Annotated in this window: 15 protein-coding genes and 1 tRNA gene; 9 read left to right on the top strand and 7 right to left on the bottom strand. The window is 62.5% G+C overall.

The features are described 5' to 3' along the window. Nucleotides 1-246, top strand: coding sequence for a MoaD/ThiS family protein (locus KIH45_RS02435; RefSeq protein ID WP_213174385.1), 246 nt, complete (start codon nt 1-3; stop codon nt 244-246). A 1-nt stretch (nt 247) separates the two neighbouring features. Then, the gene (locus tag KIH45_RS02430) at nt 248-706 is read left to right on the top strand and encodes a molybdenum cofactor biosynthesis protein MoaE (RefSeq protein WP_213174384.1); all 459 of its coding nucleotides are present in this window, start codon (nt 248-250) and stop codon (nt 704-706) included. A gap of 3 nt (nt 707-709) precedes the next feature. Here the strand turns inward: KIH45_RS02430 and KIH45_RS02425 are convergent, their stop codons facing one another. Next, entirely contained in the window at nt 710-1,606 is an 897-nt protein-coding gene (locus tag KIH45_RS02425; protein ID WP_213174383.1) for a thymidylate synthase, read from the bottom strand. A gap of 223 nt (nt 1,607-1,829) precedes the next feature. On the opposite strand from KIH45_RS02425, the gene KIH45_RS02420 reads away from it, so the two are divergent. The 4 genes from KIH45_RS02420 (at nt 1,830) to KIH45_RS02405 (ending at nt 4,272) form a co-directional block, all read left to right on the top strand. Further along, nucleotides 1,830-1,906, top strand: a tRNA-Pro gene (locus KIH45_RS02420). 177 nt (nt 1,907-2,083) lie between these two features. Then, nucleotides 2,084-3,358: an OmpP1/FadL family transporter gene (locus KIH45_RS02415; RefSeq protein WP_213174382.1), complete on the top strand. Its 1,275-nt coding sequence runs from the start codon at nt 2,084-2,086 to the stop codon at nt 3,356-3,358. Between the two features lie 130 nt (nt 3,359-3,488). Continuing rightward, nucleotides 3,489-3,845 carry a DUF302 domain-containing protein gene (locus KIH45_RS02410; protein WP_337925384.1) on the top strand — a complete coding sequence of 119 codons (357 nt, stop codon included), beginning with the start codon at nt 3,489-3,491 and terminating at the stop codon, nt 3,843-3,845. A gap of 115 nt (nt 3,846-3,960) precedes the next feature. Further along, nucleotides 3,961-4,272, top strand: a complete 312-nt coding sequence (locus KIH45_RS02405; RefSeq protein WP_213174381.1) for a hypothetical protein — start codon at nt 3,961-3,963, stop codon at nt 4,270-4,272. Here KIH45_RS02405 and KIH45_RS19045 read toward each other — a convergent pair. Then, a complete protein-coding gene (locus KIH45_RS19045) occupies nt 4,269-4,883 on the bottom strand; it encodes a hypothetical protein (RefSeq protein WP_225899589.1) in 615 nt (204 codons plus the stop codon). The two genes, KIH45_RS02405 and KIH45_RS19045, sit on opposite strands and share 4 nt — an antisense overlap. A gap of 57 nt (nt 4,884-4,940) precedes the next feature. On the opposite strand from KIH45_RS19045, the gene KIH45_RS02395 reads away from it, so the two are divergent. The 3 genes from KIH45_RS02395 to kynU all read left to right on the top strand — a co-directional run bounded on the left by KIH45_RS02395 (nt 4,941) and on the right by kynU (nt 9,696). Next, nucleotides 4,941-7,544, top strand: a complete 2,604-nt coding sequence (locus KIH45_RS02395) for a mechanosensitive ion channel domain-containing protein (RefSeq protein WP_213174380.1) — start codon at nt 4,941-4,943, stop codon at nt 7,542-7,544. A gap of 89 nt (nt 7,545-7,633) precedes the next feature. Next, nucleotides 7,634-8,461, top strand: a complete 828-nt coding sequence (locus tag KIH45_RS02390; RefSeq protein ID WP_213174379.1) for an alpha/beta hydrolase family protein — start codon at nt 7,634-7,636, stop codon at nt 8,459-8,461. Next, the gene (gene kynU / locus KIH45_RS02385; protein ID WP_213174378.1) at nt 8,458-9,696 is read left to right on the top strand and encodes a kynureninase; all 1,239 of its coding nucleotides are present in this window, start codon (nt 8,458-8,460) and stop codon (nt 9,694-9,696) included. The genes KIH45_RS02390 and kynU overlap by 4 nt, the downstream gene beginning before the upstream one ends. A 3-nt stretch (nt 9,697-9,699) precedes the next feature. On the opposite strand, the gene KIH45_RS02380 is transcribed toward kynU, so the two are convergent. From KIH45_RS02380 to KIH45_RS02360, 5 genes are all read right to left on the bottom strand, one after another. Then, entirely contained in the window at nt 9,700-10,335 is a 636-nt protein-coding gene (locus KIH45_RS02380; RefSeq protein WP_213174377.1) for a glutathione S-transferase, read from the bottom strand. After that, nucleotides 10,328-11,293, bottom strand: coding sequence for an oxygen-dependent tRNA uridine(34) hydroxylase TrhO (gene trhO / locus KIH45_RS02375; RefSeq protein WP_213174376.1), 966 nt, complete (start codon nt 11,291-11,293; stop codon nt 10,328-10,330). Before trhO ends, KIH45_RS02380 begins: the two co-directional genes overlap by 8 nt. Nucleotides 11,294-11,338: 45 nt before the next feature. Beyond that, entirely contained in the window at nt 11,339-12,625 is a 1,287-nt protein-coding gene (locus KIH45_RS02370) for an MgtC/SapB family protein (protein ID WP_213174375.1), read from the bottom strand. A gap of 72 nt (nt 12,626-12,697) precedes the next feature. After that, nucleotides 12,698-13,429 (bottom strand): ethanolamine ammonia-lyase subunit EutC, encoded by a 732-nt coding sequence (gene eutC, locus KIH45_RS02365; RefSeq protein ID WP_213174374.1) that lies wholly within the window; start codon nt 13,427-13,429, stop codon nt 12,698-12,700. After that, the gene (locus KIH45_RS02360; protein WP_225899588.1) at nt 13,422-14,816 is read right to left on the bottom strand and encodes an ethanolamine ammonia-lyase subunit EutB; all 1,395 of its coding nucleotides are present in this window, start codon (nt 14,814-14,816) and stop codon (nt 13,422-13,424) included. Before KIH45_RS02360 ends, eutC begins: the two co-directional genes overlap by 8 nt. Nucleotides 14,817-14,881: the final 65 nt, after the last annotated feature.

Genomic DNA, 14,881 nt, shown 5'->3' with positions numbered 1-14,881 from the left:
ATGGCATTGACGCTGCTGTTCCTGGGCAAGCTGGAAGACGTAGCCGGCACTGCAGAGCTGTCGCTCGACGTCGCCGAAAAGATGGCCCTGCCCGCGATTGCCGAGCGCCTCGATCCCGACCTCGCGGTCGCCATCGCATCACCCGATATTCGCATCGCGCAGAACGGGTCGCTGGTCGCCGCCTCAGACGTCCTCGCTGGCGACGGCGACGAACTCGCCTTCCTGCCCCCCGTCAGCGGCGGCTGACATGCGCGACGTTCGCCTCGCGCTCACCTCCTTCGATCCGCAGGACGAGATGCGCGTATTCTCGGACCGCTGCGGCGATGCAGGCGGTATCGTAAGTTTTACAGGCCTCGTGCGTGAGGAAGCGGGCAGCGAAGTCGAAGCGCTCGAACTCCGTCATTTCGAACCGCTCACCCTCCCCGGCATGACCGACCTTGCCGCACGCGCCGAAGCGCATTGGCCGCTGACCGGGACGCTCGTCATTCACCGCGTCGGTGTGATGGAGCCGGGCGAGCCAATCGTGCTTGTCGCCTGCGCCGCCCGCCACCGCCGCGACGCGTTCGAGGCGGCGGACTTCCTCATGGATCACCTCAAGAGCCGCGCGTGGTTCTGGAAGCGGGAAAAAACCGCCAACGGCTGGCGCTGGATCGAACCACGCGAGGCCGATCACTCCGACCTAGAACGCTGGTCCGCAGTGCTCTGAGCCTTATACCGCGACGTCGGCCTTGATGGCGGCGTGCGGCGAATAGTCCTCCACCACGAAATCCTCGATCCGGTAGCCGTCGATGGAGTCCGGCTTGCGGGCCAGTCGCATCTTCGGGAACGGACGCGGCTCGCGGCTCATCTGCTCGCGCGCCTGCTCGTAGTGGTTGGAATAGAGGTGCACGTCGCCGCCGAACCACACGAAATGCCCTGGCTTCAGCCCGGCCTGCTGCGCCAGCATCAGTTGCAGCGCAGTCGCCCCCGCCCAGTTGAACGGCGCGCCGAGTAAAAGGTCTGCCGAACGCTGGAACATCAGCGAATTGAGCTTCCCGTCCGAAGTGACGTGATACTGATAGACCATGTGGCAGGGCGGTAGCGCCATGCGGTCCAGTTCCGCGACGTTCCAGCCGTGGAACAGCATCCGCCTGCTCGACGGATTGTTGCGGAGCATGTCGACCAGCGTTTCGATCTGGTCATGTTCCCTGCCGTCGCTCCCCAGCCAGCGGCGCCACTGCTTGCCATAGACCGGGCCAAGCTCGCCCCAGCGCGCGGCGAAATCATCGTCGGCAACGATTCGCGCCTCGAAATCCTCTTGCGAGATATTGTCGCCGGTTTCCTTGCGGTAGTGCGCCAGCGGCCAGTCGGACCAGATCCGCACGTTTTCGCGCAGCAGCGACTGGATATTGGTCTGCCCCGTCAGGAACCAGAGCATCTCCTTCACCGCGGTCTTCCAGTAGACCCGCTTGGTGGTGAGAATCGGCACGCTGCCGTCCGACAAGTCGAACCGCGCCATCGCGCCGAACAGCGAGCGGGTACCAACGCCCGTACGGTCGATACGCTCGTCCCCGTGCTCCAGCACGTTTTCCATCAGGTCGAGGTACTGGTACTCGGGGTGTCGCATTGCCATCATCCTGTCCGCCGCGCGCAATCACCTTTGGCCCATTCGCCGGATTTTGCCAGTTTCCGGCCACCGGCTTCCACACTTGCGGACATGTTTTGGCAGGCGATCGAACAATTCCTCGAGAAACTTCCGATTGCCCGCTTGCCAGAACCAAATGCGCCGCTTATAGGCCCGCACCTGCCTCGCCGCAGCCTCGCAAGAGCGCCGCGGCAGACCGATCGGTCGGGGAGTAGCTCAGCCTGGTAGAGCACTGTCTTCGGGAGGCAGGGGCCGGAGGTTCGAATCCTCTCTCCCCGACCACTTTCGGCCAAGCGTCAATCCTGACATCGATACCTGGGCCATGCGGACAAGCGTGGCTTCACAGGCGGCAAGGATAACTCGCTTCAACGCAGGCAAGCGCTCCCTAAATGCGACGCAATGGAAGCCGGGCCCCCTTCAACTCCGGCATTTATCGCATTCAGAAAGCATCACTTCGTCATGTCGCATATCGCATCCGGCCTTACCCGCCGCCTCCCGCTCGCCCTTGCCCTGTCTGCAGCTGCCCTCGCGCCGGGTACCGCTCAGGCCACCGATGGCTATTTCCTCAACGGCACGGGTGCCAAGGCCAAGGGTGCCGGCGGCGTGCAGATCGCGATGCCGCAGGATTCGCTCGCTATTGCAGTGAACCCGGCAGCCGCCACCGAAGTCGGACATCGCTTTGACGTTGGCGTTGAAATCTTCGTCCCCGATCGCGGTGCAGAGATCAACGGCAACCAGGCCGGGCTCGACGGCAAGTATTCGGGCAACGGATCGAACCCGTTCGTCCTGCCCGAAGGCGCCTATGTCCGCCCGCTGTCCGACACCGTCTCGGTCGGCATCGCGGTCAATGGCAACGGCGGTATGAACACGCATTACAAGACGAACCCCTTCGCCAGCTTCGGCGCGACGGGTGCGGCAGGCGTGAACCTGCGCCAGATCATGATCTCGCCGACCATCGCTGTCGAATTTGCCGAAGGCCACTCGGTCGGCGTGTCGCCGCTCTTCGTGATCCAGAGCTTCGAGCTTCACGGCGCGCAACCTTTCGCAGCCTACTCGATGGATCCGGCACACGTTTCGAACAACGGCGCAGACTGGACGACGGGCGCTGGCGTGCGCGTCGGCTATCTCGGTTCGGTCGGCGACAGCGTGAAGATAGGCGCGTTCTACCAGTCAAAAGTCTGGTCGGGTAAGTTCGACGATTATGCTGGCCTGTTTGCAGAGGGCGGCGATTTCGACATTCCGGCATCGTGGGGCGTCGGCGCATCGGTGAAGGCCGGTGATCGCCTGACGCTGGGCGCGGACTACAAGCGGATCGAATATTCGGACGTCCAGTCGGTCGGCAATTCGCTTGCCCCGCTATTCGAAGGCGTACCTTTTGGCGCGGATGGCGGCCCCGGTTTCGGCTGGCGCGATGTCGATGTCTGGAAGGTCGGCGCGGTGTACGAGGCCAGCCCTGCGATCACGCTGCGCGCAGGCTATGGCCGTTCGGAGAATCCGGTGCCGCAGTCACAGACCCTGCTCAACATCTTCGCCCCCGGCGTCGTGCGCGGGCACTACACGCTGGGCGCGACGGTTGCCTTCTCGGACAGCGCGGAAGTGACGGGCTACGTCATGCGCGCCCCGACACAGACCGTGCGCGGTTCGGGTTCGATCCCGATGAACTTCGGCGGCGGTGAAGCCGATGTACACCTTGCAGAAACCGCTGTCGGCCTCTCGTTCGGTTACAAGCTCTGATCCAGAACCGCCCGGCATAACTGCGCCGGGCGGTTTTCACGGAACCTCAGCGCCGGTCGTGCGTCGAAAAGACGACAATCGGACAAAGCATGAGGCAGACGTGAGCTATTACATTGCCAAGACCCTTCCCGTGACGCTGGAAGAGGCCATCAATCTGACTGAGGCAGCCCTGAAGAAGGAGGGCTTCGGCGTGCTGACAAAAATCGACATCGCGTCGACGCTCAAGGAAAAGATCGGGGCGGATTTCCGCCCTTATACGATCCTTGGGGCCTGCAACCCCAAGCTTGCCCACGAAGCCTTGCAGATCGAGGACAAGGTCGGACTGATGCTACCCTGCAACGTCATCGTGCAGGACGCAGGCGGTGGGCAGAGCGAGGTCGCGGCAATCGATCCCGTTGCGTCCATGCAGGCAATTGAAAACGAAGATCTTCTGAAAGCCGCCGGAGAGGTACGCGCGAAACTGGAGCGCGTGATCGCCGATCTTTGAGGTCAAAAGACCGGTTTCAGAACGGCACAATGCATGCTGCGAGCGCGAAGTTGGCTCGCCGAAAACGCCCTGATCTGGTATGGTCTGGCCCACGTTCACAGCTGTGGGGGCCAATGTGACCGATATTGCACGCCAGCCGACCGGACAGGTCGAACCGTTTCCGAAAACGCCGGGGCCGAAAGTCGTCTCGGACCAACTCGGTCAAATTCGCGACATACTCTCGTCAGAGTTTCCGCAAGCCTCTGCCGTGACACTGGATTATGATGGCGCATTACATGCGCACATCGATGTCCGCGACGGTCAGGAGATCCCCATCGTCGAGGCGCGCCTTGCCGGAATGTGCGGGGGGATCTTCAGCAAGGTCCGTCACGGAGCCTCGCCGAATCACCCCTTCCAGCACCGCATTTCGATGGTGGTCGAGCGTTAGAGATCGCCCTCGCTGCCGCCGTAGTAGGCTTCCTGCAATGAACCGTCCTTGCTTCCGAAGCACTGCCAGGGCGCCTGTGCGCCTTCCACGTTCACGTAGATCATGACGCCGCTCTCTGCCTCTTCGATCTGGCGAGTGCCGATAACATTGCCGCCGGTCAGTTCGTTGACGCGAGCGAGACACTTGGTTTCCAACCCTCCGGGTGAGCGGATCGGGTCCTTCAATGCCTGCTTCGGCGCGGGTGCGGCCGGTTCGACGGGGCCGTTTTCACCCATCCCTACATTCGCATCGCCCATCGCGATGCTGACGAGGCGTACACCTTCGACATTGCCCACGATCTCTCCGCCAAGCGCTTCGGCAGATGCTTCGTCGGGGCAGCCGACAAGGATGGCGCTGTCGTCGAGGTAATTTGAGGTGGCAGCGCTCTCGCCAAGCCGGCGGCAGGCATCGCCCGATGCAGGGTAGCCATCCCCGAACGGCGAAAGACTTTCCGGGATCGCGGCCATTTCGCCAGCAGCGGCATCCCCGGTTTCTTCAACCTCGGGTGCAGGATCGGACCCGCAAGCGGCCAGAGTGATGGTGAGCAATGCAATTACAGCAGTCTTGCGCATGACTTGTTTCCCCACTGAAAGACGGACCCGATTTCTTCTGGCAGGCTCGCCCTTGCAATGATCGGTGTCAACTTCGCCTTCCTGCTATGGCAGAAATCCGCCGATGCACTGTTCGGGGTATTGCGGATACAGATGGCTCCCCAATGGCAGATAGAAGCGCTAGTCTCGCGCCCCGGATCAGAGAGGTATGCGATGAAACCGTCGGGCAGGCATCTTGGGGCATGGGCAACCGCCTTGCTGGCCCTTCTCGTCGTGTTCATTCCAGTAACGGGTCATGCTGCGCTGGTCCCCATGGTCGCCGAAGCGGTCGAGCTGGAATCGCAAATTGCGGCGACGGAAATCGAACGGCAGGAACACGACGCCGTGCTCGACAAGCTTTTTGCCGAGTTCAAGGCGAATGCGGCTGAAGCGCGTGAGGTGCTCAAGACAGATGCCGAAGACCTCAGCGTCCAGAACCGGACGGAACTTTCCGCCGTTCGGGCCAAACTGGCGCGTGACCGCGATCTTGCCGACATGCTCGCGACGCGTGGCTCGCTCGACACGCGAATTCTGCAAGCACGTATCGAGGCTTTGGGCCCCGTCCCCGCCGATGGAGAGAGCGAACCCGCCTTTATCACCGAGCGGCGCGAGGAACTGACGAAGCGGCTCGGCACACTTCAACAACCGATTCTGCGTTTGCGCGATGCGCAAGTGACCGCAGCACTGCTCGTCAACGAACTCGATGCGACTATTGGCGAGCTGGCTCAACGCCGCCTGTTCCAGGGCGGACAATCGCCGATCGATCCGCGCCTATGGATTGGCAGCGCGCGTGACGTATCCTCGGGCATCGCCAAGGCCGCGGCGGCGGGCGGAAAAGCAATCGCAGAACACGGCACCGGCTATGTCCTGCTTGCGGCGATCCTCGTCCTCGCTCTCGTCATCGGCTTGCCGCTGTTCGGCGTTTTCGCGCGGCGTTTCATCATAAGGCTGGTGGAAAAACGGCTTCTTTCGGCTGGGGGCGTGGCCCGGCGTCTTGTGCTGACAATCGCTCTCGACAGCCTGTTGGCGCTCGTGCTGGGCATCAGCCTGCTGCTCGCAACGCTGGCCATGTTGGCCGCACTCATCCCGCTGATCGGCGCCGAAAACATGGGCGAACTTGCCGCCAGCTTTATTCTGGCAGGCATAATTGTCGCCATCGGACATTGGCTTGGCCGGGGCGTTCTGATGTCGCCGTTCCCCGAACTCCGCCTGATCACGCTACCCGAAGATGGCGCCCGGCGCGCGCTGCTGATCGTCAGGCGCATAGCCTATGTGCTTGCCGCCGAACTCGTCGTCGCGAACCTGGAAGAATACAACCTGCTTGGCGCAGATCTGTCGCGCCTGCTGTCTGCGATGCTGGTGACGCTGGGTGCCTGGCTTTTGTGGCAACTGGCAAACTCAATCCTGGAAGCGAGACAGTTCTGGGAAAGCCGGGTCGAAAAAAGCTCCACTGACACCGATCCCGAAAGCAGTCTTGATTTCGCAACCCCGATGGCGCGTGCGATCAAGATGTTCGCGCTTGCCGCGGTCATTGCGGCCCTGATCGGTTACGCGTTCCTCGCAAGGTACATCTTTGCCGCCCTGCTGCTCTCGCTCGGCACGATTTGCGCGGCGGTCTATATCCACCGCTCCTTCGCGCTGTTCGTCAGTTCCCTCGCGGCAGGCCGCCTGCACCGATATCGCAGGATGTTGCACTTGCTGCCCTTGCTCAGCGGGATCCTGACGACCCTGATCGTCATCCCTGTTCTTGCGATCATCTGGGGCTACAGCGCCTATGAAATTGGCGACGCGCTGCTGGCGCTGCGTAACGGTATCGAGTTCGGCGAGATCAAGATTTCCGCCGGCGACGTTTTCACGTTCTTTATCGTGTTCTTCATCGGATTTTTCGTGACGCGCTGGCTGCAGCGCTTCCTGAAAGTCTCAATCATGCCCGAATTTGGCATGGATACAGGCGCGGAAGCGGCGATCATCACGTTTCTCGGCTATATCGGCATCACGCTGGCCGCCGTGATCGCCATCGCCACCACCGGTCTGGACCTGTCTAGCCTTGCCTTTGTTGCCGGTGCCTTGTCAGTCGGGCTTGGTTTCGGCCTGCAATCAGTGGTCGAAAACTTCACCAGTGGCATCCTCTTGTTGATGGAACGCCCCATCAAGGTCGGCGACTGGATCGAAGTGGGCGAACATTCCGGCATCGTACGCAAGATCGCGGTGCGATCCACCCACGTGGAAACATTCGACCGACACCAGATCATCATCCCGAATTCGCAGCTCATCACCGAAGTCGTGAAGAACCGCAGTTTCAGTACGGCCCCGACCCGCATCGTCGTTCCGGTCGGCGTGGCATACGGCACAGATCTGGAGAACGCCCGATCCATCTTGCTTGAGATTGCGCAGTCGAACGCGAAAGTCCTCGAAACCCCTGAACCGGCTGTGGCCATCGAAGGGTTCGGCGACAGCTCGATCAACATGAAGATCCTGGCCTTCGTGCGTGAAGCGACTGACGGCGCACCGACCGCGTCCGAGATCTACTTCGCCATCGCCAGCCGCTTCGCTGCAGAAGGCATCGAAATCCCCTTCCCGCAGCGCGATCTGCATGTGCGTTCAATCCCCGAGGGACTGATCGGAAAGCCGGGACCGGCGTGACGAACAAAGGGGTGCGTCGTACGTTACTGATTGCGGGAGGAGTGCTGATGTCGGTTACGGGCTCGTCATGCCAAACAGTGCCTGACGTGATGACCTACGCTGACTTTCAGCAGCTGGAGCAACCCGCCTCGCCCCAAGCGATCGCCTATGGTGACGATCCGCTTCAACACGTCAATCTATGGCTACCCGAAGGCAAAGACCCGCACCCGGTTGTAGTTCTGATCCACGGTGGCTGCTGGCAGACCAGTATCGCGAAGGCCGACATCATGAACCGCATGGCGGATGCATTCGTGCGGCGCGGCATCGCGGTCTGGAACGTCGAGTATCGGGGCGTCGACGTCGCTGGCGGAGGATATCCCGGCACTTTTCAGGACGTAGCTGCAGCAGCCGATCTGCTGGAAAGCAAAGCTGGTGAACTCGGTCTCGACGCCTCCCGCGCGGTTGCGGTCGGGCACTCCGCAGGTGGGCACCTTGCCCTCTGGCTGGCAGGGCGGAGCCGGATCGGGGAAGAAAGCCCTTTGTATGGCAGTGGCACCCTCCCTCTTCGGGCGGTCGTCAGTATCGGCGGACTTCCCGATCTGGAAAAAGCCCGCGTCGAGGCATCCGGGGCTTGCGGGGCAGAAACGATTGACCGTCTCATAGGCGCTGACCGCGAGACACCGTTCTCGGATACTTCGCCGGTCGAACTGCTGCCGCTTGGCGTGAAACAGATCATGATATCCGGTGAAGCGGACGTTATCGCGCCTCCGACTTTCGCCGAAAGCTACGCAAACAAGGCCAAGGCGAGCGGCGATGAAACACGTACCATCACCGTTCCCGCACAAGGCCATTTCGAACTGATCACACCGGGCACAAAGGCCGGAGACATGGTCATCGACATAGCGATCGAACACCTTGGGACACCTCACGAACAATGAAGACCATCTCGTTCGAAGACGTACTGGAAATGGACGAGCGCGATCCGCTTGCGCCTTTGCGAGATCAGTTCAGTCTGCCGGAAGGCGTGATCTATCTCGACGGCAATTCGCTGGGTGCCATCCCGCGCGATACGCCTCGGCATCTTGCGCAAGTGGTCGAAGATGAATGGGGCCGCGACCTGATCCGCAGCTGGAACTCGCACGACTGGATCGGAATGCCGCAGCGAATCGGCGCAAAGATCGCCGGTCTGGTGGGCGCCGGACCGGACGAGGTAATCGCCTGCGATTCAACGTCGGTGAACCTTTTCAAACTGTTGCAGGGCGCGATCGCGCTGCAATCCTCTCGCGGCACGATCCTGACGGAAAACGCAGGCTTTCCGACCGACCGCTACATGGCGCAGTCAGTCGCCGATCTTTGCGGGTCTAAGACGGTAAAGGCGGTGGAACGCGACGCGATCATCGACATGATCGACGCGAATACTGCGGTTCTGCTGCTCACTCATGTCGACTATCGCTCAGGCCACAAGCTCGACATGGCCCGCGTGAACGCGGCCGCGAAGGAAAAGGGCGCACTCGTGGTCTGGGACCTCAGCCATAGTGCAGGCGCTGTAGAGCTCGACCTCGCAGGTAGCGGATCGGACCTGGCCGTCGGCGGCGGATACAAATATCTGAACGGCGGCCCCGGCGCACCGGCATTTCTCTATGTCAGGCGCGAGATGCAGGATCGGCTTGCGAACCCTCTGCCCGGCTGGCTGGGACACGCCAAGCCCTTCGCCTTTTCGCAGGAGTATGAAGCTGCCTCGGGCATCGACCGGTTTCTCTGCGGCACTCCGCCTGTCCTCGCCATGGCAGCGCTGGAAAGCGGGCTAGCGCAGTTCGAAGGCGTCGACCTTGCCGCTCTATTCGCCAAAGGGCAGGCGCTTTGCGAACTCTACGTCGGGCTTATGGCCAAGCTCGTGGACAGGCACGGCTTCACACTCGCCTCGCCAAGCGACGGCACAAATCGCGGCAGCCATGTCAGTTACGCACACCCCCAGGCTTTCGCGATCTGTCAGGCGCTTATATCCCGCGGTGTGATCGGCGATTTTCGAACGCCGGATCTGCTTCGCATGGGATTCACACCGCTCTACACGCGTTATCGCGACGTGTGGGACGCAGTCCGCATCCTAGAAGAGGTTATGGATCGAGAACTTTGGAGCGACGAGCGCTTTAGCCAAAAACAACGCGTGACCTGAGGCCTAGCCCGGAAAATAGACGGGTACGTCCCCCTCCGCCCAAGGCACCCGCTTTTTCATCACACCCGTAAACAGGTCCGAGGCAAGGTGATCTTCCAGCCAGGTAATCAGGCTGTTCAGGCCCGTGGCTCCGAACCATTCGCGATCGACTGCTGCAAATTGACGGACAAAGGGCATGATTGCCATGTCGGAAAGCCCCCGCTCTGTTCCGCTAATCTGTCCTGAATTGCCGATCCTCCGGTCGAGTTCGGACAGGAAAGCAAGTGCTGCCTCGCGGTGTTCCAACGAGTCCGATGCGTGCCGATCGGGATACTTGTACCGGTCGAGGTGGTGTTTGAACTCCCCGTCGTTCCTCGCGATCAGGTCGGCATCGTCGCGATCAAGCCAGTTTTCGGGATCGTTACGCGACAGGGCAAGCCGCATGATCTCGATGCTCTCGTCGACGACCTCTCCGCCTTGTTCGACCAGGACCGGTACCGTCCCCTTGGGCGATGCTTTCAGCATGGCCTCAGGCTTGGCCGCCAGCTTTACTTCGCGCAGTTCGCAAGTCGTGCCGCTGATCGCTAGAGCCAGCCGCGCCCGCATCGCATAAGGGCAGCGACGGAAGCTGTAGAGGATAGGCAGGGGCTGCTCAGCCATCCTTGCGCCTGACCAGCTTGGCCCCGACATGCTGCTCACCGCGCTCGGCCGCAAGGCGCTGCTGCTTGTTGCGTTCGCGATAGGAGGCGCGCTGCTCCTCGGTCCGCTCGGCATGGCAGTGTGGGCAGCTCACGCCCTCTTCGTAGAGATCGGAGGCGCGGTCATCCTCCGTGATCGGATTGCGACAGGCGTGGCAGAGGCCGTAGCTGCCCTCGACAAGGCCGTGGCCCACCGTGACGCGGTTGTCGAAGACAAAGCATTCGCCTTCCCACAAGCTCTCGGCCTCGGGCACGGTTTCGAGATATTTGAGGATGCCGCCCTTGAGGTGGAATACATCCTCGACGCCTTCCTGCTTCAGGAATGCGGTCGATTTCTCGCAGCGGATACCGCCGGTGCAGAACATGGCGACCTTGGGCTGGCGGCCTTCGCCGAGCAAGCGCTCCCGCTGCTCGCGGAACCAGCCGGGGAATTCGCGGAAGCTTGCCGTCCTGGGATCGATGGCGCGCTGAAAGGTGCCGACTGCGACTTCGTAGTCGTTTCGCGTGTCGATCACGATCGTGTCGGGATCGGCAATCAACTCGTTCCAGTCCTGCGGATCGACATAAGTACCAACGCTTCGGCGCGGGTCGATCCCTTCCTCGCCCATCGTCACGATTTCGCGCTTCAGGCGCACTTTCATGCGGTTGAAGGGCATCGACGAGGCAGATGAGAACTTTACATCGAGGTCGGCGCAATCGGGAAAGGCGCGGATGTGTTCGAGCACGATCTCAATCCCGCTGGGCGGGCCCGCGATCGTGCCGTTCACCCCTTCGCGGGCGAGCAGCAGCGTGCCGCGAACGCCCTGATCATCGCACAGCGCCTGAAGCGATTCACGCAACGATGCAAAGTCGTCCAGCGCCGTGAAGCGGTAAAGCGCGGCGACGAGGACTTCGCCGGTATCGGAATTCGGATTGCTCATGCGCGGCCCATAGCGCCAAGCCCGCCGCCCGTCAGCCCCGATGCGTCATGCGACCAGCGCGACAAAATCCCAAAGCACGATGGCGATGAGCAGCACGAGGCTCGACATCAAGGCCAGCGCCGCCGTCCGGCCCGACCGCCAGCGCGCGTTGGCCAGCACGATGCCGGTCTTGAACGCCATGTTCACCGCCACCGTCCCGGCCAGTGCGAGCGCTGCGATACGCGGGGCGACCGCGCCTTCGGGCAAGGCGGAAAAGGCGACGATGGCGGCGTCGACATCGAAACTGCCCGCGATGAAGAGCGACAGGCCACCGCCGGCCTCCCCGAACTCGGCCTGGGCCCAGTTCACGAGCAGCGAGGCGGCTGCGACTGCGGCGAGGAAAATGAACGCAGGCAGCAGAGCAAACGGCTTGCGCGTGACTTTCGGTGCGTCGGAAGCTTCCTGTCCGGTCTCGAAACGCCAGGCCACTGCGGTTGCGACGAATGCCATCAGCGTCGGTGCGCCAAGCAACAGGGCGATCGGCACGGTGATGACAGGCGCAAGCAGAGCGGTCAGGGCGATGACCCGCAGGTACATGATTGAGCTAGCGAGCGCGATGCCGGTCGATAGCGGCCCGCCGCCCCCTTCCCGCAGACGCTCTGCCAGCGAGGCAGTGACCGCCGTCGACGAATAGGCTCCGCCGATCATGGCCGTCACGATCGTTCCGCGCCGTTCTCCGACAAGTCGGTTGGCGACATAGCCTGCGATCGAAAAACCGGTGATGAGCAGGACGACCAGCCAGAGCTTGAACGGGTTCCATGCGTCATAAGGTCCGTACTGCGCATCGGGCAGGAACGGCAGGATCGCCACCGACAGCACGGCATAGCGGGCTATGGCCTGCATTTCCTCGCGCGTGAGGCGTTTGACGAAAGCATGGCTCTGCCGCCGCATGGCGAGGATGAAGCTCGTCACCGCAGCCCCTGCAATCGCGAAAGCCGGATAGCCTGCTCCGCCCAGCAGCCCCAGACCCAGCGCGACGAGAGCGGCGACCATCGTCGTCGCATCGCGGCTGCCGCTGCCGATAATGGCCCGCAGGAACAGGGTAACGAGGACGACGAGCAAGGCGGCCAGCAGAACCGCAGCAACCGCCTGCGAAACGTGGACCGCGATTAGCGAAACCAGCGCCCCCATCCCGCCGATCAGGGTAAAGGTGCGGATGCCCGCTACGCGCGACCCGCTGGCCTGTTCGCGCTGGTGCCAGCCGCGCTCGATCCCGATCAGCAGGCCCGCGGCAAGCGCGGAAAGTAGCGGCAGGGTTAGTTCGGCATCGAGGTAAGGGTACTGAACCGACAAGGCTTTCCCATCCAGCAAGACGACCCAATCCCTGACTGCGCCCGTTCGCAAGCGCGGGCAAGGTCGGCAGTCCTATTGTTCACCGCCTCCGATCAGGTCTTCCCCGTCCTTCAGGGCAACGCCGGTAATCTGCCGCGCCCGCGCTGCCTTCAACAACCGGACTATGGTGTCGGCGGCATCGTCGTAGGACAGGCCATGCGGCGGGCGGATGTTTGAGACGCAATTACGCTCGCTGTCCTTGCGTCCGGTGCGCGGCTGCCACGTGAGGTAGGCCCCTAGGCTGTCGGGCGAGCTGAGACCCGGACGTTCACCGATGAGCACGCAGACGAGTTCGGCCTTCATGATCTCGCCAACGGGATCGCCGATTGCCACCCGCGCCTGTTGCGTGGCGATGACCGGACCGATGCGCCAGCCCTCTAGCCGCCCGATTATCGCCAGCGCCAGCGAAGCGGCATGGCCGTGAACGGCAGCCGCGGACAAGCCGTCGGCAATGACGATGGCCAAGTCGCAACCATCGGTCGGAAGCATGGCGCCGTCATCCGGGTGAAGCCTGCGCCCGAGATTTGGGCGACGCAAATATTCCTCCCGATCCGCCGCCTGACTGCGCACGACGATCACTTCGCGGCCTATCGCCTCGGCCAGTCCATCAGGCTCGAACACCGCGTTAACCGCGTCCCGCGCCCGCGCATGGTCGAGCTGGAATGCTAGTGCGGCCCCCGTCGGCAACGCTGCCCCTGCCCTCCCCAGTCGAAGTCGCGCAGGGGTGAGGTCCGATAGGACTTTCGAGAGATCGCGATCAGCCATGACCGTTCGCCAGTGCCAGCATCCGGTCTGGCAAGGCCAGCCCTTCGGGTTCGACCGACTTTCCGTCGCGCCATAATCCCTGCTCGGTCAGCCATTCCTCGAATTCCGGCGCAGGCGCGAGGCCAAGCGCCTCCCGCACGTAGAGCGCATCATGAAACGAGGTCGACTGATAGCCGAGCATCACATCGTCCGCGCCCGGCACGCCCATGATGAAATTCACGCCCGCCAGCGCGGTCATCGTCAGCGCCGCATCCATGTCGTCACCGTCCGCCTCGGCATGGTTGGTGTAGCAGATGTCCAACCCCATCGGCAGGCCGAGCAGCTTGCCGCAGAAGTGATCCTCCAGCGCAGCGCGCGTGATTTGCTTTCCGTCGTAGAGGTATTCGGGCCCGATAAAGCCGACGACCGAATTGACCAGCAGCGGTTTGAAATGGCGCGCCACGCCATAGGCGCGGGCCTCCAGCGTCTGTTGATCCACCCCGTGATGTGCGTCGGCGGAAAGGCAGGATCCTTGGCCGGTTTCGAAATACATGCAGTCCTGCCCGACCGTCCCGCGTTTGAGCGACATCGTCGCGTCCTGCGCCTCTCGCAGCAGGGCAAGATTGATGCCGAAGCCGCGATTGGCGCCCTCCGTTCCGGCGATGGACTGGAAACACAGGTCAACCGGCGCGCCGCGGCGCACGAGGTCGAGCGTGGTCGTCGCATGGGCCAGCACGCAGGTCTGTGTCGGGATCGCCAGACCTTCGCGAATATCGTCAAGAAGGCGCAGCAGGTCGCCGGTCGTGCCGACGTTTTCGCTGACCGGATTGATGCCGATGACTGCGTCGCCCGCCCCCATGAGAATGCCGTCGACCGTCGAGGCGGCAATGCCCATCGTGTCGTCGCGCGGGTGGTTGGGCTGAAGCCGGGTCGAGAAGCGCCCCGGCAGGCCCAGCGTGTTGCGGAACGCCGTTACGACGCGGACTTTGCGTGCGGCGAGGACAAGGTCCTGATTGCGCATGAGCTTGGCGACAGCCGCCGCCATTTCCGGCATCAGCCCGCGTGAGACGGAAGCGATCATCTCGCCGGTCGTCGCATTGTCGAGCAGCCATTCGCGAAACTCGCCAACGGTCATCGCCGCAACCGGAGCAAAGGCATCGCCATCGCGGTCATCGACGATCAGGCGGGTAATTTCGTCGTCCTCGTAAGGGATGACGAGATCTTCGAGGAACGTCGTCAGCGGAAGGTCGGCAAGCACCATCCGCGCCGCCACGCGTTCTTCGGCAGAGCCTGCCGCGATCCCTGCCAGTTCGTCGCCGGAACGCGGCGGGCTCGCGGCGGCGAGCAGCGTCTTCAGATCCGCGAACCGGTGAAGGGTGGACCCGGTGGAAACGCTGTATTCTGCCAAGACGGCTTCCTTCGCGGCGGATCGAACACGCTGATGCATAAGGCATTTCGCCTGTTCGCACAAAG

The organism is Croceicoccus gelatinilyticus (assembly GCF_018398395.1).
GTDB lineage: Bacteria > Pseudomonadota > Alphaproteobacteria > Sphingomonadales > Sphingomonadaceae > Croceicoccus > Croceicoccus gelatinilyticus.
This window is presented reverse-complemented; position numbering and strand designations above follow the sequence as displayed.

Excerpts from the sequence above, each read along its gene's own strand:
- KIH45_RS02425 (WP_213174383.1), bottom strand. The coding sequence starts at position 1,606 with ATGCGACACCCCGAGTACCAGTACCTCGACCTGATGGAAAACGTGCTG.
- KIH45_RS02380 (WP_213174377.1), bottom strand. The coding sequence starts at position 10,335 with ATGGCTGAGCAGCCCCTGCCTATCCTCTACAGCTTCCGTCGCTGCCCT.
- KIH45_RS02395 (WP_213174380.1), top strand. The coding sequence starts at position 4,941 with ATGATCGGTGTCAACTTCGCCTTCCTGCTATGGCAGAAATCCGCCGAT.
- trhO (WP_213174376.1), bottom strand. The coding sequence starts at position 11,293 with ATGAGCAATCCGAATTCCGATACCGGCGAAGTCCTCGTCGCCGCGCTT.
- KIH45_RS02430 (WP_213174384.1), top strand. The coding sequence starts at position 248 with ATGCGCGACGTTCGCCTCGCGCTCACCTCCTTCGATCCGCAGGACGAG.
- KIH45_RS02390 (WP_213174379.1), top strand. The coding sequence starts at position 7,634 with ATGACCTACGCTGACTTTCAGCAGCTGGAGCAACCCGCCTCGCCCCAA.
- kynU (WP_213174378.1), top strand. The coding sequence starts at position 8,458 with ATGAAGACCATCTCGTTCGAAGACGTACTGGAAATGGACGAGCGCGAT.
- KIH45_RS02435 (WP_213174385.1), top strand. The coding sequence starts at position 1 with ATGGCATTGACGCTGCTGTTCCTGGGCAAGCTGGAAGACGTAGCCGGC.
- KIH45_RS19045 (WP_225899589.1), bottom strand. The coding sequence starts at position 4,883 with ATGCGCAAGACTGCTGTAATTGCATTGCTCACCATCACTCTGGCCGCT.
- KIH45_RS02415 (WP_213174382.1), top strand. The coding sequence starts at position 2,084 with ATGTCGCATATCGCATCCGGCCTTACCCGCCGCCTCCCGCTCGCCCTT.
- eutC (WP_213174374.1), bottom strand. The coding sequence starts at position 13,429 with ATGGCTGATCGCGATCTCTCGAAAGTCCTATCGGACCTCACCCCTGCG.